This window comes from Sulfolobales archaeon, from assembly GCA_038897115.1.
Classification (GTDB): Archaea; Thermoproteota; Thermoprotei_A; order Sulfolobales; family AG1; genus AG1.
This window is the reverse complement of record JAWAXC010000043.1, coordinates 1-18161: the sequence shown is the minus strand read 5'-3', so window position 1 is coordinate 18161 and position 18161 is coordinate 1. Positions and strand designations below refer to the sequence as shown.

The 18161-nt window shown below is 41.7% G+C and carries 19 protein-coding genes, 1 tRNA gene and 1 other RNA gene; 9 read left to right on the top strand and 12 right to left on the bottom strand.

The features are described 5' to 3' along the window. The 3 genes from QXE01_06970 to QXE01_06960 all read right to left on the bottom strand — a co-directional run. On the bottom strand, positions 1-312 hold a 312-nt coding region (locus tag QXE01_06970; GenBank protein MEM4970977.1), incomplete at its 3' end, for a hypothetical protein. After that, the gene (locus QXE01_06965; protein ID MEM4970976.1) at positions 305-1042 is read right to left on the bottom strand and encodes a metal ABC transporter ATP-binding protein; all 738 of its coding nucleotides are present in this window, start codon (positions 1040-1042) and stop codon (positions 305-307) included. The genes QXE01_06965 and QXE01_06970, both read right to left, overlap by 8 nt. Next, positions 1039-2094, bottom strand: a complete 1056-nt coding sequence (locus QXE01_06960) for a zinc ABC transporter substrate-binding protein (protein ID MEM4970975.1) — start codon at positions 2092-2094, stop codon at positions 1039-1041. The genes QXE01_06965 and QXE01_06960 overlap by 4 nt, the downstream gene beginning before the upstream one ends. Before the next feature lie 102 nt (positions 2095-2196). Here QXE01_06960 and QXE01_06955 point away from each other — a divergent pair, with 102 nt between their 5' ends. Genes QXE01_06955 through QXE01_06945 form a run of 3 tightly spaced genes read left to right on the top strand, consistent with a single transcriptional unit; the run spans position 2197 to position 5718 of the window. Further along, a complete protein-coding gene (locus QXE01_06955) occupies positions 2197-3591 on the top strand; it encodes an ABC transporter substrate-binding protein (GenBank protein ID MEM4970974.1) in 1395 nt (464 codons plus the stop codon). Further along, complete coding sequence (locus tag QXE01_06950) at positions 3575-4618, top strand: iron ABC transporter permease (GenBank protein MEM4970973.1); 1044 nt, start codon at positions 3575-3577, stop codon at positions 4616-4618. The genes QXE01_06955 and QXE01_06950 overlap by 17 nt, the downstream gene beginning before the upstream one ends. Before the next feature lie 2 nt (positions 4619-4620). Then, positions 4621-5718: an ABC transporter ATP-binding protein gene (locus QXE01_06945; GenBank protein MEM4970972.1), complete on the top strand. Its 1098-nt coding sequence runs from the start codon at positions 4621-4623 to the stop codon at positions 5716-5718. A 5-nt stretch (positions 5719-5723) separates the two neighbouring features. On the opposite strand, the gene QXE01_06940 is transcribed toward QXE01_06945, so the two are convergent. Continuing rightward, complete coding sequence (locus QXE01_06940) at positions 5724-6116, bottom strand: MarR family transcriptional regulator (protein MEM4970971.1); 393 nt, start codon at positions 6114-6116, stop codon at positions 5724-5726. 159 nt (positions 6117-6275) lie between these two features. Here QXE01_06940 and QXE01_06935 point away from each other — a divergent pair. Both QXE01_06935 and QXE01_06930 read left to right on the top strand, forming a co-directional pair. Further along, a tRNA-His gene (locus QXE01_06935) sits at positions 6276-6375 on the top strand. A gap of 191 nt (positions 6376-6566) precedes the next feature. Beyond that, positions 6567-7805, top strand: a complete 1239-nt coding sequence (locus tag QXE01_06930) for a 2,3-bisphosphoglycerate-independent phosphoglycerate mutase (GenBank protein ID MEM4970970.1) — start codon at positions 6567-6569, stop codon at positions 7803-7805. 1 nt (position 7806) lies between these two features. On the opposite strand, the gene QXE01_06925 is transcribed toward QXE01_06930, so the two are convergent. Both QXE01_06925 and rnpB read right to left on the bottom strand, forming a co-directional pair. Beyond that, complete coding sequence (locus QXE01_06925; GenBank protein ID MEM4970969.1) at positions 7807-9042, bottom strand: translation initiation factor IF-2 subunit gamma; 1236 nt, start codon at positions 9040-9042, stop codon at positions 7807-7809. Between the two features lie 85 nt (positions 9043-9127). Further along, positions 9128-9418: RNase P RNA component (rnpB, locus tag QXE01_06920), an RNA gene on the bottom strand. 99 nt (positions 9419-9517) lie between these two features. On the opposite strand from rnpB, the gene QXE01_06915 reads away from it, so the two are divergent. Then, on the top strand, positions 9518-10051 hold the full coding sequence (locus QXE01_06915; protein ID MEM4970968.1) for an archaemetzincin family Zn-dependent metalloprotease: 534 nt from the start codon (positions 9518-9520) through the stop codon (positions 10049-10051). Positions 10052-10155: 104 nt separating this feature from the next. Here QXE01_06915 and QXE01_06910 read toward each other — a convergent pair whose 3' ends face one another. After that, entirely contained in the window at positions 10156-10929 is a 774-nt protein-coding gene (locus tag QXE01_06910; GenBank protein MEM4970967.1) for a hypothetical protein, read from the bottom strand. Positions 10930-10961: 32 nt separating this feature from the next. Further along, entirely contained in the window at positions 10962-11921 is a 960-nt protein-coding gene (locus QXE01_06905; GenBank protein MEM4970966.1) for a glycosyltransferase, read from the bottom strand. A 247-nt stretch (positions 11922-12168) separates the two neighbouring features. On the opposite strand from QXE01_06905, the gene QXE01_06900 reads away from it, so the two are divergent. From QXE01_06900 to QXE01_06890, 3 genes are read left to right on the top strand one after another with little or no spacing between them, the layout of a single operon-like run. Further along, complete coding sequence (locus QXE01_06900; GenBank protein MEM4970965.1) at positions 12169-13950, top strand: hypothetical protein; 1782 nt, start codon at positions 12169-12171, stop codon at positions 13948-13950. Positions 13951-13958: 8 nt separating this feature from the next. Continuing rightward, the gene (locus QXE01_06895) at positions 13959-15608 is read left to right on the top strand and encodes a hypothetical protein (GenBank protein ID MEM4970964.1); all 1650 of its coding nucleotides are present in this window, start codon (positions 13959-13961) and stop codon (positions 15606-15608) included. Next, a complete protein-coding gene (locus tag QXE01_06890; GenBank protein ID MEM4970963.1) occupies positions 15595-15975 on the top strand; it encodes a hypothetical protein in 381 nt (126 codons plus the stop codon). The genes QXE01_06895 and QXE01_06890 overlap by 14 nt, the downstream gene beginning before the upstream one ends. Positions 15976-16350: 375 nt before the next feature. Here QXE01_06890 and QXE01_06885 read toward each other — a convergent pair whose 3' ends face one another. The 4 genes from QXE01_06885 to QXE01_06870 form a co-directional block, all read right to left on the bottom strand. After that, positions 16351-16827: an Rpp14/Pop5 family protein gene (locus QXE01_06885; GenBank protein MEM4970962.1), complete on the bottom strand. Its 477-nt coding sequence runs from the start codon at positions 16825-16827 to the stop codon at positions 16351-16353. Next, positions 16803-17267 (bottom strand): hypothetical protein, encoded by a 465-nt coding sequence (locus tag QXE01_06880; GenBank protein ID MEM4970961.1) that lies wholly within the window; start codon positions 17265-17267, stop codon positions 16803-16805. Before QXE01_06880 ends, QXE01_06885 begins: the two co-directional genes overlap by 25 nt. 123 nt (positions 17268-17390) lie before the next feature. Further along, positions 17391-17804: an RNA-binding domain-containing protein gene (locus tag QXE01_06875; protein ID MEM4970960.1), complete on the bottom strand. Its 414-nt coding sequence runs from the start codon at positions 17802-17804 to the stop codon at positions 17391-17393. A gap of 86 nt (positions 17805-17890) precedes the next feature. Continuing rightward, positions 17891-18161, bottom strand: a 271-nt coding sequence (locus QXE01_06870) for a GNAT family N-acetyltransferase (protein ID MEM4970959.1), incomplete at its 5' end; no start/stop codon positions are given.

The following is an 18161-nucleotide window of genomic DNA, read 5'->3' as shown; positions in this document are numbered from 1 at the left end:
TGTCGAGGCTATAGCTGAGGCTATTACAACACCGAAGCCTATAGCTATATCCTGGCTATACCCCTTCTCAATCATATATGCAACTAATAGTGTGAGTAGTGCCATAGATATCAAGGAGAATATATCTGCAGGGATAACCCTTACATACCAACTCACGATCCCCCCTAGAAGCCCAGCTGCTATAACCATATGCAAGGATTCTACTGCTAGAAATTGTGTTCTAGTATAGGTTGTTAGCGTACTTGAAGCACCCCCAAGCAATGCTGAGATCAGCGATGAGGTTAAGCCTGCAATTAGCAATATATCAACCATGTTCCTCACCCATGAATATAAAGCCCTCCCCATATAACAGGGATCCATATGTCTCTGCAAGATGCCTAGGCTTTATAACCTCTGAGAACCTACCTACGGCGATAATCCTCTTGTTAAGAAGAATCACCAGCGGATCATACATCGCACATGCAGATAGATCATGTCCAACTATTAGAAAGCTTACATCCCTCTCCCTATGGATACTATGAAGAGTCGATATGATTTCAGCCCTACCCTTAGGATCTATATGGGAGAGAGGCTCGTCGAGAAGAACAAGCTTTGACGACTTTACAAGTGCCCTGGCTATGAGAACCCTTTGTCTCAGCCCATCAGATAGCTTTGAGAACTTCTCATAGGCATATCGCTCTATACCAACAATCCTCATCGCCTCTTTAACGGCATCCTCATCCTCTCTACCCTCAAGTTTTAATGGTGATGAGACTATATCCCAGACCCTCAATGGGATCTCCGGGCTTATTGCAGATGATTGGGGCATATAGCTTACAAGGCTTCTAATAGATCTCCTATCCACCTCGGGATCTAACCCGAATATGTTTACCCTACCAGATCTCCTCCTGATAAGGCCTATAATGACTTTTAGGAGAGTCGATTTACCAGCCCCATTAGGCCCTGCAATGATTGCGAAGAATGGATGGCTAAGCCTCAAAGTTATATCCTCGATAGCAAGGCGATCTCCATAGCCAGCGCTCACCTTCTCTAATACGATCATCTCCTCCCACCTCTATAAATAGTTATTAGGACTAGGAATACCCCTATCAGAATTCCTACCACCATCCATAACATGATACTGGGTAGCATTGTTACTTCCCCTTCCCCGCTATGTTCTGGCATAGCATATGTAGCCGTATTTGTGTTCAAGATACACTTGCTTATTAAGCTAGATGCTAAGAGAGGTAAGAAGGGGAGGCTCCATGGGTTTTCATATGAGAATACTCTGAGATCTATAACCTCGATCCCAAGAGGCTTTATAGAGGCCTCTAGCCTCGTAGCATCTATGTGCTCTATATCGCTTGATACTAATAGACACTTAGCACCAGCTGTGTTGAGTTTCTGTAGCTCCTGTAGCTGTGGCTCAACCTCGGGATCAGGTGTTAGTATTGCTGAGACATTTATACCGAGGGATTTTACTAGATAGTAGAGGACGGGGCTATACAGGGCTACATTATTAATGCCTGATAATGCTATAGATGATCTAGCCTTGTTATATGCTTCCTCAAGGATTTTCTCAACAGGATCAATATTGGATCTAATATATAGCTGTGCCTCTAAATACCCCTTCTTACTGGCTATATTGGCTAGGGTTTCTCCAATTATTTCAATAGCTACTAGCATCCCCCTCTCATCTAATAAGAATTCATGGACATTATCAACACTAGTCCCCGGGATCTTATCCGGCATCCACCCTCTCGCAAACATCTCATTCAGCAAGACAATGGCTTTATCTGAATATAGACTATAGATCCTGTCTGAAAGTGGTAGATGGTGAAGAGTATCTATGTAGATTATATCTGAGGAACCTACTCTCCTTATAACATCGACTGGGGGCTCATACTCATGGGGATCTACTCCTGGAGGTATCACATTGATCACATCTACATAATCTCCCCCCAAGATCTTCACTAGTGAGTAGAGAATGGGGTGTGTCACAGCCACCTGTATCCTCTCTTGCTGTCCATATACATGTAGTGGGTAGAATACCTCGATTATTATTGCTACGAATATTATGAACGGTATTACACGTAGGATCTTGTTTTTCTCCAAGAGCTTCACCATATTTTTTTAGGGTTAGCCTAAATTTAAGTTTTAGGGTTAACCTAAAAATATATTTAAGCTATCTTTTCAATATATGGATGGTATATCCATATGGTAAGCTCCTCCAAGATCCTTGGGGTAGGGGTTATAATAGCAATAGCTATTTCAATAATATCTACAGTATATATGATCTCAGCGGTTAGAGGGCTTGGAGAGAGTATTAATAGTGTGAGGAGTGATATAAATAGCCTTTCCCAAAATATATCACAGGATATCTCTAGAATTTCTAGAACTGTTGAGAGCTCCCTAACATCTATAGGGTATCTAAACGCGTCTATAAGATCTATTGAGGCTAGCCTAAGAGATCTTAATAATAGTGTTGTTGATATAAATAGATCTATAGCTTTTCTGAGCGAGATCCTCAGCGCCTCCTCCGAACCCCATGTAACCGTTAAATATGCAAGGCTCTTCCAAGTTACATATGACGGCCCTGTGAAGGTTGTTAGAGATGCCGAGGGACAGACGATTCTTCTGATCCCAAGATCTATATCGTCTCAAAAGGCTCTAATAAATACATATATTTCTAAATATTCTCCTCAGCTAATCATCTATACCCCTGTTGAAAGGGTGATCCTTATGTCGGCTACCCAAGTAGCTATGCTGCTAAGGCTTGAAGAAGAATGTAGGGTTGATCTAATTAATAAAACTGTTCTTGGGATCATGTGGGGTAAGATGTATACATGGTATATACCCAAGATAGCATATATGCTCGAGAGAGGCCTATTAAAAGACTTTGGCTGGGCTGATAACCCCAATGTTGAGGAGATAGTAGCGTCTAAACCAGATCTCGTGGTTATATATACCTATGCAGGCTCCCCAGTATTTAGATCTCTTAAGAGCGCGGGCCTTCCAGTAGTTGTTGATAATGAATATCTCGAGCAATCTCTTCTCGGCAGATTCGAGTGGATCAAGTTCCTAGCCCTCTTCTATAACCTAGATGGATGTGCAGAAACCATATTTAATCGGGTTGAGAATCTCATTTACAGCCTCAGATCTTCTATGGTTAATGCGGCACCAACAGAGTCTCAAAGACCTATAGTAGCTTGGTTCAACGTATTTAGAGGACGTATATATGCTGCATCACCATCCAGCTATGTTGTTGATGCTATAAATCTAGCTGGGGGTAGATATGCATTTATAGATATACCATACGGCGCAGTTTCCCAGGAGATCATAATCGCTAGATCCTCTTCCATAGATGTACTTATATATTCAACCTCAAAGGACTATGGTCCTAAAAGTGTTGAGGAGCTTATAAGGGCCGTGCCCTTCATCGCAGATCTAAAGGCTGTTAAGGAGAAGAGGGTATATGTATTTGCTCCAACGTATTGGCAGCTGGGGACAGCTTATCCTGAGGATATTATGAGGGATCTCATGAAGATCCTATATCCGGGGCTACAGGATCTTAGGGATTGGAATCTAAAGTTCTTTGAGAAGCTCGAGTGAGTGTGGCAAATTGCTTAGTATATTATCAAAGTTTTTCTTACTATTAACACTAACGTTTATATTATTTTTTATATTGATATTCTATGGACCCGTATATATTGAGCCTTCGAGAATCCTAAAAGATTTCATCTGGGGAAACTCCCTTACAGATAGTGAGAAGATTATTATATATAGCAGGCGAATCCCTGTAGCCCTTGGAGCCCTTGCCTCGGGATGCCTTTTAGGTCTCTCAGGTTTTCTCTACCAGCTTCTCTTGAGAAACCCTATGGGAGATCCGTATGTTATGGGTGTTGCATCGATCTCGTATCTCTCTCTAGTTTCTCTAGCTTATATCTCTATAGCTATAGGATCTTTCTTCATATACATGTCACTGCTAGCTCCTATAGTTGTGCTGATCTCCTCCCTTGTATATACGGCTATTCTAAGCATTATCTCCTATAGGCTTACAGTGCTTCAGCTTCTCCTTGTAGGTATATCTTTGGGCTTTGCATCATCCGGGATCTCATTGTTACTACTATCTAGGCTTCCCCCTGATGTGTCCGGTTATTTATATCTAGCTCTTATGGGTAGCTTCGATGGTGTAGATCCTAACGGATCTAGGATTCTCATGGTATCTATAACCATCTCACTTGTACTATCTCTAATGCTCTCTTTAAAGCATCTAGACCCCATGATCCTTGGTGAGGAGTACGCGAAATCCCTGGGGATAAATGTAGGCTTTATAAGGGCGTTTATAAGTCTCCTAGCTGGTTCATCTGCAGCTATAACAGTTGCATATGTAGGGGTAATAGGTTTTATAGGCTTTGCCTCACCCCATATAGCTAGGATTATCTTTAGATCTGGGAGGAGCTTGATACTTGTGCCAGCATCATGCCTAGTAGGAGGCTTGCTAGCGCTTCTAACCAGCCTAGGTATAAGGGCTGTCTTCCAGGGAGGCTCTGTGCCTGTGACAGCAGTAACAAGTATATTTGGAGCCCCCCTTTTGATCTACATGGTGGCTAGGCTAAGAGGTGAGTATTCGTGGTAACAATGCAAAGAGATCTTGTAGAGAAGGAGAATATAGAGAGACAGGATTTATGTGTCGAGTTATTATCATGCATAGCAGGATATAATGGCAATGCTATAGTAAAAGCTTCTGCCAAATTCTGTAGAGGCTTATCATGTATAGTAGGCCCTAATGGCTCCGGTAAAACGACCCTTCTCAAAACAATAGCTAGGATTTTATCGCCAATTAAGGGTGTTATAGTGATTAATGGAAGAGATATATCTACCTATAGTATAAAGGAGTTTGCCAAGCTAGTAGGGATTCATCTTCCACAAATCCCCACCCTACCTCTATATAGAGTTAGGGATGTTGTGATGCTTGGTAGAACACCCTTCATAGGGCTAACACCATCTAGAGAGGATCTAGAGGCTGTTGAATTTGCAATGAAGATCACTAGGGTTTCCCACCTATCAGAGAGGTACTTCAACCTATTGAGTGATGGTGAGAAGAGGAGGGTTATGATGGCAATGGCTATTGCTAGAAGACCTAGGGTTTTAATTTTGGATGAGCCAACAAGCTTTCTAGATCCATTTAATAGATATATAGTTTTCGAGGTGCTTTCAGATATCGCTAAGGAGATCCCTGTTATATTATCCACACATGAGGTAGACCTGGCTATGAGGTTCTGTGACAAGATATATTATATAGATCGTGGGGAGTTGAAGGAGATGAGAGATCCTAGGGAGCTTGGGAAGATATATAGCGATGGATCCATGATCCTCAACCCATTTACATATAGCTTAGAACCTATGGTTGGGAGAGAACCCCCTCAGATCCATATTATAGGTGGCTGTGGAAGTGGGCTAGCATATATAAGGAGGAATAGGTTGAGGAATATGATCTCTATAGGTCCTCTCTATCCAAATGATCTGGATGCATTGGTATTAAAAGAGTTAGGGGCGATGGTGATTACTACTTCGTTGCAGAATTACCTCAATAGATCTTTAGAGCTTATGAGATCATCCATTAAAATAGTTGTGGCTAGAGTACCTAGATACTGTAGACCTCCTGATGCAGAGAAGCTTGTCGAAGAAGCTGTGAAGCTAGGTAAGGATATGGATTACTTTGATTTCAGCATATAGCGGATTTACTTCCTCAGGCTCTTGATAAAGTTATCCATTTTAACACAGTTTGAGGGGTTGAGCTTTGAAGTATCTCCACATTCTAGGTATAGATATTCACATGTGAAACATGGTATATGTATTACATCATCTATGCTTATATCTATCTCTCTCTCCTCACTATGATGCGCTACCATCAAGACATATGTTTTTCTCCCATTATGGTTGATCTCTTTTCTAGCTATAAGACCCCTTCTAAGGAGTCTCAATACTATCTTAGATCCCTCTTTACTATCCACACCCAGCATCTTCCAAAGCTCTGACTGCACAATACCCCCTTTTTGGCTATGGCTCATGATGATCTCGAAAGCTTTTTTATCAAGCGGGTTCATCTCTCCATATTCTCTTAAACCATCCAAATCCTAGAACCTCAATATATGATTCTACTAAGTGGCTTTTATTACTAACAATGAAGACACCTCTCTCTATAAGATCAATCTAGGAGATATCCCTCTAAGGATAGGTTTCCAGGTTATAAGGATTTAAGTTGCCTGGGTATATATGCTGCGGAAGTGGTGGCCGCGGTAGCTCAGCCTGGAAGAGCGCGGGACTGTGGGCTCCTAATAATGGCCGGGGGTAGATATCCCGAGGTCCCGGGTTCAAATCCCGGCCGCGGCCCCTCCAATCATTGATCCCAAAATCTTAATTAATGGAAAATAGCATTATTTCCTAATTTTAGAGAGATACCCTGTTTCGGAGTAGAGATGATGTTAGATTTTTAAGAATTCATCATCTAATAGTTTTGGTGCTATACAATAGATTATAAATTGATGATCAATTGTTTATGAGGTGAGACTACGAGGAAGCAGATATTAATAATAGGCTTTGATGGGCTGGGTGATAGGCCTTCTACCGATTTAGGTGGGAAAACACCCTTAGAGGCTGCTAATAAGCCCTCAATAGATTGGCTAGCCTCTATTGGGGCCCAAGGTATTGTTGATCCTATATCCCCAGGTATCATACCAGGCTCTGACACAGCCCATCTAGCGCTTTTCGGCTTAGACCCCTTCAAAGTATATCCTGGGAGGGGTCCCTTCGAAGCTATAGGTGCTGGTGCAGAGTTAGAGCCGGGCGATGTTGCTTTTAGAGGTAACTTCGCTACTGTGGATGAGAAATTAGTTGTGGTTGATAGAAGAGCCGGCAGATCTGAGTATGGTTTGGATAGGCTTGTAGAGGTTCTTAATAAGGAGATAAGGGAGATCGATGGCTATAGGGTTGAATTCTATAAGGCCGCTGAACATAGGCTGGCAGTGGTTATCAGAGGAATGGGTCTATCTGATAAGGTCAGCGATACAGATCCTGGGGTTGAGGGCGAGAAGGTCAGAACCTCGATCCCCCTGGATAGTGATTTATCCTCGAAGAGAACTGCAGATATTGTGAATAGACTTACTGAGAAGATCAACATGGTTTTAAGGGATCATGAGGTGAATAGAGAGAGAATCGAGATGGGTCTCAAACCAGCTAATATAGTTCTTCTAAGGGGTGCTGGTAAAATGCCAAGGCTTAAGAAGATCTATGAGTTGGAGAGAATACATATAGAGAGGGCAGGAGCTGTGAGTGCAACAGCGCTCATAAAAGGCGTTACAAAGCTCCTCGGATTCCGCGTCATCCACCCACCAGGAGCTACTGGGGGGCTTGATACGGATGTGAATGCTAAGGTTAGAGCTGCGATGGATATGCTTGATAAGGGGTATGATTTGGTTTACCTGCACTTCAAAGGTACAGATACAGCTAGCCATGATAGAAGGCCTAGAGATAAGAAGGCCTTTATAGAGAGGTGTGACATAGCTCTCTCAGAGATCTTCAGGGACTTCATAGACAGAGCTGTTATAGCTATAACAGGTGATCACACAACCTCGAGTTCGATTGGACAGCATACAAGCGATCCAGTTCCCCTATTGATATATTCTAAGGAGATATTCCCAGATATGCTAGGCAGATTCTCTGAAAGAACAGCTAGGCTAGGATCTATAGGAAGGATAAGGGGATCAGATCTAATATATCTCTTAGCAGACCTTGCTGGGAGGCAGGAGAAGTTTGGCGCGTGATCTATATTAAGGGCTTTGCATATCCAACAAGCCTCCATCTCCCCTTAATCTGCCTCGAAATAGCTATTCCCATCCCCTTGATCACCACTGAGGGCTTTGTAAGGGTTACCTCCATGCGATCCTTAGAGATCTTTGTCACAACACCCATTGTAGTATTAGTACCTATGGTAAGCATTATAGTCTCTTTCGGCTTTATCGGCTCAACACCTATCATCTCCTTAGCTCCTACAACCCTTTCAAGTAATATATATTCCATCTCAAGTGTAGAAAGAGGATCTGGTGTTCTCCCTGCTCTACCAACTACGTTTCCAACTAGCTTATCCGCCTTTGTTAGAAAGGGATCTAATTCGGTTCCGAGGGCCACCAGCCCTCCCGGTTTTGCCTCGCTAAACTCTGTATTACCGAATCTTATAGATGTAACTCTAGTTGTGAGAGGTATATACTCTGCTTTCCCATCAGCTCTCTCTATTCTTACACCCGGTTTAATCTCGATCTCATCTCCAACCCTTATAACTCCCTGGATTAGAGAGCCCCCTATAACGCCCCCAACTAGATCTCTAACAGATGTGCCAACCCTATTAACCTCAAAGCTTCTCGCAACAAACATAAGAGGATCTGCGTTGGGGTTTCTCTCAGGTGTTGGCATTGTCTTCTGTATCGCCATTAAAACAGCATCTATATTTACCCCGTGGAGGGCGCTTACAGGTATTATAGGGGCTTTCTCATAGCCCATCTCACTGAGAAAGCTTTTGATCTCTTTATAACTTTCAATAGCCCTTTCCTTGCTAACAACATCTATCTTATTCTGGATAACAACGACGTTTTTGATCCCTATGAGTTTGAGGGCCATCAGATGCTCCCTAGTCTGGGGCTGTGGACATGGTTCGTTAGCAGCTATTACCAATAAGGCCCCATCCATTAGGGCTGCACCACTTAACATAGTAGCCATCAGGGTCTCGTGGCCGGGCGAGTCTACATATGATACTCTTCTAAGCAGCTTTGACTCAGTATTATCAGGACATCTACTCGATGTTGTATAGGCCTCGGGCTCTTCAAGGCCCTCGCAATATGCTATATTGCCATCTGCATATCCAAGCTTTATAGTCATAGATCTCCTCAGCTCCATCGAATGCCTAGCAGTCCAGATACCGGTAAGTGCTTGAACCAAAGTAGTTTTCCCATGATCTACGTGGCCCACAACTCCTATGTTGATCTCGGGCTGTGTGATCTTCCACATATCACATCCTATAGATGAAATATCCTCAGAAGAAATAAAGATACCCCTCAGGATCTTGTTAATAGAAGCTAAACAGATATATGGAGGCCGCCCCCACATAACCCGCCTTCTGTTCTAAGGGCATTTGGCTAAGCGGCCCACCCGCACCTCACGCGGCCTTCATAGGTGCGTATGGCCTTGCTCCCCGAGGGACGGCCGTTTCACCGCGCCCCACAGCTACTCCGGGGTTTAGCCCCATCCTAGCCATTGCTGTGGGGCCGTGCCGTTTCTGTGCCGTTGCCGCGGGTTCTACCCGCACCCCTTGCGGGGTCTCGGTGCCGCGGGGAGGGCGGTGTTTCCTCAGGGCTTTTGCCCCGTGGGCCCTGTGGGGGCGGCCTCCATATAATTAATCGCTAAATAGAGATATATTTGGACATCTAACTATTAATTGCCTTCTATACAATATAGCTATTGGGATACATAGCTGGTGTCTTCGATGGACGCCCTTTCCACTATATATGTTATATGTTTTCCCTACTGCTCTTCTGAAGAACGATCTGCTATTGAGGAGAAGATCTATTCAGAGCTCGGGTTTCAGACTAGATTTATTGATAAGGGTTTCTACCCTCCCCAAAGTCTTTATGATGATATGAGGAAGCAGTATAGATCTGAGGCTGTGCTTAAATACCTCTCTTCTCAGAATAAAGGCCAGATAGTTGTTGGAGTGGTGAAGGAAGATGCATATGTATATGGCTATAATTATGTCTTTGGCCATGCAGATCCTAGGAAGGGTGTTTGTGCTGTATATACCAAGAGGATCTATGATGAAAAGCTTACCCTATATCTTGCTAGACTAGCAAAGGAAGTTCTCCACGAGATAGGACATCTACTAGGTTTGGAGCACTGCAACAATAAGGAATGTGTTATGAGTTTTAGCAATAGCGTTGCTGAAGTGGATAAGAAGAGAGCCTCTTTCTGCCCCTCATGCAGTTTAAGGCTAAGATCTCTTTTAGCCAGATTGAAAAAATAAAGCTACTGCTATAGAACAGCTATAAGCTCCATGCTAGACATAGAAGCCTGGTTCGATTATTAGGCTCATTTGATCTGCCCATCAATATTCCATAGAAGTAGGATCTAAAGTCTCTTAGCTGGGGAGGTGTAGAACAGTGTAAGTCTATATAGCAGCTCGTTTGGGTTAGGCTTACATGCAAATACATATATATCTGAATCTATTGCATAGAGGAGGGTATTTCCCGATATATCTTTAATAATCGATGTACTCTCATTTGGAAGCTCTAGATCTAGGAGTTCGCTACATGAAACACCTCTTCCTCCAAGGATTATTGAGAGGGGATGTCTGAAACCTGCTCTCCTTTCTACTATATAATTCCTATATTCACCAGATTTTATTATTGGTATTATGAGGAGCCTTGATCTAAGGTTTTCCATATCTATAGATATTGATTTTTCACCATCTATACATATAATCCTAGGTAATTCTGAAGCCTCCAAAAATATATATCCAAGCTCTATAGAAGCATCTATATACTCCTTAGGACATGGATATTTATTCTCTAGAGAAAATCTATAACTAATCTCCTCTACATCAGCCCATACATCTTCTGAAAGTTGCCAGCACAGATCTTCTCCTATATTTTTGCATATATCCTCTACATCATCACCAAACCCGTTAGGACTTATTATGATTGCGCCGTGCGATATAGACATTCTATATACCCTCCCTCTATATAATATATTTGCATTGAATGGTGCTAGAGATACAAATACCCTATATCCCTTAGCCGAAAGCCTGTTAAGCTCCTTTATAACAGCTATTAGCTCTCTATCCCCTAACATACGTAGCTTCGAAAGATCCATAACAACGGATCCCTTTAAAAGCTTAACCAATAATCCGGCAACCTCGCTAAATAGATAGGGGCTTAGCTTCCATATTTATTTAGCAAAAACCTAGCCAGCTCTTCAGCGCCATCAACATATGTCCTCGGCACTTTCTTCCTACACTCATCGATAGATATTCTTAGGGCCTCTGGATCTAGATTCTCTTGATAGCATATACCGAGCTTTTCTGCAAGTATTTTCGCATCCTCACTCCCCGCTGTAAGCCTCCATTCAGGGTTAGGCACTACTATAGTTGGCTTTCTATATGTGAGAGCAGAGTCTATCACTGTTTTTCCTAAATGTGCTATTACTAGTGAGGCTCCGGCTATCCACCTTGAGAAGTCGGGATCGTAGTCGAAAACGATCCACCTAGGTCTCTTCTCTCTATATATAGAGGGATCAACCCTGCCTGTTTGAAGAACAACATTCTCTAGATCTAAAGCCGATATTGAGTCAAAGAGTCTTTTAAATCCATAGGTTCCTGCTGTGACAAGGATATATCCTCTATCCTCGATCTTATGCTCTGGGGCCTCGTAGAGAGGACCGAATACCCTGCCCTTTGGAAGTATCTTCTTCTGCTCCTCCCACTGAAGCACCGTGAGATCTGCTATCAAAGATAGGTTCTTAGCGCTTGAGCTAGGTTTTGTGAATCTAACACTACTCTCTATATTTATAACAGGGATATTTTTAAGCCACGCAGCTATTGCAGGTGCTATACTATGGTTAGATCCTGAGCTGATAAAGAGATCGATATTTTTTACTGCTTTAATGCTCTGGAACATAGCCTTTGGAAGCCCTTTAACAAGCTTAGCAAGCCCCTCATTAGGTCCTCGAGGCTTTATAATTTCTATGTATTCGCCGTATCTTTTCACCTTCGATATAGTCCATCTATCACCGCTTGGAACATAGAAGATGATCTCTGCTTTTCCATAGAGTCTCTGTGCGATAGATACAGCATATCCTGTGTGACCTCCTCCACTAGCGGTTATACCAATTCTCAATTTCCTTCTCCCTTCAATCTGCCTTTAATATTGGTAGATCGGTTTTGCTCTAATATTTTATCACCTATTTAGCTTATAAGCATAGATAGTTTTATCAGTGTAATACTATGAAGAGCATTTATTACTCTAAAGCTTAGATTCTGAATTTTTTGCTTGATCCCAGTCTCACTATTCTAATATAGATGCTTCAAATTAATATTTTTTATACTTTGTAGCAGTCACTAAGGAGGGATAGGAAGGGAAATACATGGCTCTAGGCTCTAGATACGAGGCTAAAACGATTCTAGAGACTAGAGCGGTGAGAGGGATTCTGAGACCAATAGTTGTAGGGGTTTTAATAGGGCTATTTATGGGTTTTGTAGATAGCTATGGCTATGCTGTCAGCGGCTATACGGTTGCTGAGATAGATTTAGTGGTTGTTCCTGTAATAGCTAGGCTTCTTCTTGGGAGGACAGTGGATCCCAGGGAGATCTTTATCGCGACTGTAACGGCGTTTGGCATTTCCTTCTCAACTGTTATAACATCTGGCATGCTGATCACCTATTATCTAACATCAAAGATCTATTGGCTTTTCTATAGAGAAAGCAACTTTCCCAGCTGGCTCTATTCAGAGACGCAAATGTGTTTTCCAAACATATTTAGTTGCGAATGGCCATACACATATCTAGCCCTTGCAGCTCTAAGCCTAGTTGGGGTTGGCTTCGCCTATATATTGAGGCATGTGTTTTTAGATAAGCTTAACCTTCCATATCCCTTGGGCATCGCATCGGCTATGATAACTCAAATAGTATCTCTTCTCAGAACCAAAAGGACAATTGCTATAGCTATTATATCCGGTATTGTTATCCAGATGATCCTTATAGTATCGCCCCCCAGCCCCCTAGATCTCACCCCAGTATTCACAGGCTCTGGCTATGGTATTCTCCTATCCCTATCATTCGACCTACCAATATTCTTAATAGCCCTCTTACTCCCCCCCAGGGTCTCTATAAGCATTGGTGGGGGCAGCATTGTTACAGGTCTCGCTCTCCTCCCAATTGGGGCATCGCTATATTTATATAGAGTATCCCCAGGAGCCTCTTCAGATAGCCTTGTAACATCAGCATCTTGGTATCTAGCTTCTATAGTATTTGGTACTGTTTTCCCGTTAATGCTTCTAGTTGTTAGAAGTATTAGGGCCCCTCTTTCCCATACTGCTAGAGCTATTATAGAGAGTCAGAGAGCCAGACTGCTTCTAGCTATGCTTCTACTCGGCCTCATACTGATCTTAATACTAGCCTATCTAAGATCTGGGGCTCCTGGTTCTAGCTTTATCTTATTCGGCTTGATTTTAATGCTAATAATAGTACCGCTTTTAATAATTATAACATCGTGGGGTGCTGGTGAGGCTGGTACTGTATCACAGGCGTTCTACCCCACATCTACTGTGTATATGTATTTAACTGGTTATAGGGGCTTCGCTCCCTATGTGTATATGGATCATTATCTAGGGATTCCCATGCCCTCCTCTCTAAGCGCTTCCTCTCTTAACATATTAAGAGCTTCAAGAATATTGGGTATATCTCCTGCCTTTATACTCTCTATATTCTCATTATCGTTCCTCATAGGCTCTCTAATAACAATATACTACGGCTATCTATTGATCAACATATATGGTAATAACCCAGAGAGAATGCCTCTGGATAGATGGATACCATATACCCTTTGGAGTCTATCTGTGTATAGAGGAGAGCTCGATCCAAAATCGATACTCCCAGGAGCTGTAATCGGTGTTCTTGTTATGATGCTATTGGTGATAATAGATAGACTTACTGGGAGAAGCTTCTCCCCAATACCATTCATAATAGGACTTACCCTCACAACAGATCTTGGGATCCTCTTCATATTAGGATCTTTCTTAAGATGGTTTGTATCTAGATTTGGCGGAGGTGTGGAGAAACAGCTCATGATAATAGCTAGCTCCCTTCTAGCAGGTGCTGGGATAGCTATAGCTATATATACTGTTTTTAATGCTATAGGATCTATATAGGTGGGACAATGGATCTGGTTGATTTCTTCCACGTAGCAGTAGTTATATCAGTTCTAACACTAGCTATGATAATATTTGTAAAGATATATAGATCTGGATTTTCTAGTGATGAAGCCCGTAGATATGAATATTCAATTGTTGAGCAACAAGTAATGCCCCAGCTGATCATAATAGGGAGATATATTAAGAGACTTATATTCTCATGGGAATATCTATTACTAATTATAGCACTTGCCTCGCTAGCTTTAATAGCCTCATATCCCTATCATGTAGAACCATACTATATAATGACGAAAGCTCAGAAAGGGGTAGATTTGCCGGGTGATGCGTTGATTCTATATTCGCCAAAAGGGGTTAACATGGATGGGAACCTTTCTGGAGTGATCATGAAGATCTATTATGTATTCCTGGGAGAGCCTATAGTTATACATGCTGGCGATAAGATCCTTAGGATCTTCTCGGTAATCGCTATAGACTGTGGATCGCTTGATCCATCTTTATTTGTAGAAAGATCATGGAGCGATATCCTTGGCATATGTCCTGAAAACAATAGAACATATATATATCCTCCAAACCTCTATAGTGGGGATATCTCTCCAAATGCCATCCTCTACTATAGTGATAAGGGTTTCAACACATCTCTAAAACCCTTCTCCGCAGATGTGCTGAGCAGGGTTAGCAGGGTTGCGTGTCTCGGTGAAATCTTAGATGGTATATTCAGGCAAATTACATATAGCGGTGGAGTAGTTGTTACAGCAGATCTTCTGGGGAACTCGATAGATCTTGTTAGCCCCAATATAGTTATATTTAAAGGAGATTTCAGGGGGATCCTGAGCAACGATACTCTTTTAAAGTTAGGGGTGGAGCTAGCATGCTATAGGGAACACGCTTCTACAGAGATTATTAGGTATATAAGAGTGGGAGAAGAAGGCAATGAGTATATATACTCACTTTTAGCTGGTCTCGCTTCTGGTTCTCTATTAATCCTATTCAATAGATCCTATATGCTGCGTATATCACCTAGCAGTAATGCCATATTAATATCAGGCGGTACTGCGTGGATGTCTAACGTTTTTCCACTTGTATCTCTAGCCTCTATAGAGCTTTTAGCAATGCTGGCCTTTGTATCGCTTTATGGGATTGGGAGGGTATTTCTATTTCAGGGGGATAGGGCAGTTATATCTCCCCCGGGGGTACTGATAATATTTCTCACATCTTTTCTAGGATCTGTGGTTCATCTATTAATAGTTAGATCTAAAGCTGGTTTCTCTTCGGCTTATACAGAGAGGATAATTCCAGCTAGGAATTATAGCTCTGTTATAGAGGGATACTCGCCAAAGGATCTTGTGTCGGTTGTGCTTGCTTTCCTGGAGAAATCGGAGTTCTTCGATGTTGTTGAGAAGGAGATTTTCGAGCAGAGTGATCGTGTTAACGCTAGATTGAGGTTAATATATAGATACGCCATAGGGGTTGGGGCCGATGTTAGTATATATGTTTCTACACATAATAACGGATCTTTCCTAGATGTTGACATAGAGCCTTGGAGCATAGATGCTAGAGAAGGTGGGGTTTTAAATAGCATATCTAGGCTGATCATAAGTAGGATCTCTGGGGGGATAGTGGTTGATAAGATATCTAGGGATTTTGGTAAGAGTTAGTTCCATACTAGCTAGAAGATCATCTGTATTGGCACTAATAATTGCAACGGTGTTTAACACAGCTTTAATCCTAGCCCTTCCTAAGATCCCAGTTATAGCGGTATATGCTCTATCTTCTTCGCTAGCCATATCTCTTCTCCTAATAAGCGAGCTCAGATCTTCTCTTATAAGCTTCTCAAAAGCTCTACACTACTATGGAGGTTCTAGAGGAGATAGACTAACAATTATACTGTATTTATCCGCTATAATTTCTATACCAAGTTACAGCTTGGCAGTCCTTCTAAGCAATCCATATATTGTGTTTATAAATATTATCTTTTCAATTATAGTGATATCTAATTTTACGTCACCACGTGCTATCTCCTAGCCGAGCTATATATACACTCGATCATCAGGCTTTATCTTTAAATACATAATACTATCTGGTTAACTTATTTACACTTTTTATCTATCTTAGGAGATAGGAGGCCTTTTCGAATCATTTATCTCCTTATAATAATAGTTTATTAAGCTCTTTGCAGGTTGTTAGCTTCATATGTTGATAGGGTGTATAAGCATATCTAATAGCCTTAGGAGGGCTAACTATGATTAATGTCAGCTATAATATAGACTTGAGACAACAGATAGAAATATAATTGGTCTCCAATTTTAATGGCTAGATTTAAAGAGTGTTTGTAGCCAATACCCCCTCTTAGAATGAGGGATGCTTATATGCTAAAAAGGCGGATCTTTTATGCCTTGGTCATCTATATTTACTCTCATAAATAGAGATTTTTTTATATGCACCCTTAATAGTACCTGTGATCTTTAGGGGTGAGATCAAGATCCTCTTTCCACCACATTTTCTTACTCTTGATATTGAGAATATAGCTGGATAGATGTTATTTGAAACGATTCTCAGGATCCCAATGCCGCTTTCAACTCTATATCTAATTAATTTTACACTGGTATCTGAAGAACCTAGAAGCCCTAGGCCCTCCTTAACAGCCTCCTTTAAACAGTTTTCAAGCTCTTCGAAGTTAGGGGTATCATCTATTCTAAGCACTCTGAACACTACATATCTCTTTACGCGTTCTCTATAAGTACTTTTACTGTTAATTTTAATTCCAATGATTTCTCTTCTATATACTTCTCTCCTAAGCTTTACCATAATATAGAGAGATATTGTGGAGATTGTTAAAGAGATTATGGATATTATAAGTGCAAGCCAGGCCTCCATCTTCTCAGCACCTCTACCCAGTTTGAGGCTATGTCTCTGAAGCCGATCATAGATCCTAAGACCCATATAGCTCCTGGAGACCAGAGCTCCTCAATGCTTTTAGCTCCAGAAGATATTACTATATCTATTCCCTCTCTATATGCGAGCTCTATACATCTCTTCATCATAGATAGATATTTAGGTAGTGTATTATTATCTAGTAAAGGTCTTAGTAGGAATTCCAGTGCAGCAGATCCTCTCTTCATAACCTCCACCTGCTCTTCATCGCATAGCTCTATGTTATTTCCATCGAATAGTATAGTTGAGGCTCTCTTCACCTTACCAGCTCTTCTAGCATGCTCCTTTTTAGACGGTTTATACGCTACTAAATAGCTTCTACTAGGTTTGAAGGTTTTTATGTCACTAGTAACTATTCTGGGGATCATGAGTATGTTTTCCACAATCTTTACCTCCTCAATCCCAACGCTGCCTATGGCTTTGTATCCTAATACCCTATATATCGAGATAAGCTTCTCTTTTTCAATATTATCTACTAATACTAGGAGGTCTGCATACGGCAGGCGCTATCCACCTCTTAGGGATCTCAGGGTCTTCTCCACATCCTCTACCCTTCTAATCCCTGGGAGTGTCATTACTATTCTTATTATATCGTCTCCTTCAGCTATTCTTAGTTTACCTAGATAGGCATCCTGCTTCGAGATCCTTATAAAAACCCTTCCTTTCCCATCGAATCTTCTATCAAGTGTAAATACTAATGTCTCGAAATCCCCTTGATCTAGGTTTGAGAGGATATATTTAGCAGCATTCTCCGCTTGCCTCCCCTTTAATCTTGTAACAATTCTTGTGACTGGATTGCCATAGTATCCTTCGAGAGGCGAGATCTCCATGTTTCTTTCAAGCTCATTCCACAGATCCTTTGGTACAGTATTCTTTATTGCGGTAACCACCTTATCTAGATCCTCAGTGGCATGTGCTATTGTTGAGATCTCAAGTAGGCTTATCCTTATCGTAGCCCCCCTAGTTATAGTGTATCTGGGAGTTTAACGTTATTGAGCAGTTCTAGCTAGATCTCCTTGAAAAATACATATAGCAGGGGTTTGAAGCCCATGTTTGTGTAGAATTCAACAGCTATTTTATTCATTGGTGGGAACTCAGCTGATACTAGACCTATGCCCCTCGACCTTAAGACCTTTATAAGCGATGTTACCAAGGCCTCTCCCACTCCCTTTCTTCTATAGCTTGGAAGCACATATAGATCGGTTATCACCCCAGACATAAGGGGATCGTAGAAGATCCTCGACCTTATCTCAGCCCTTATAACCCCTACTACCTTG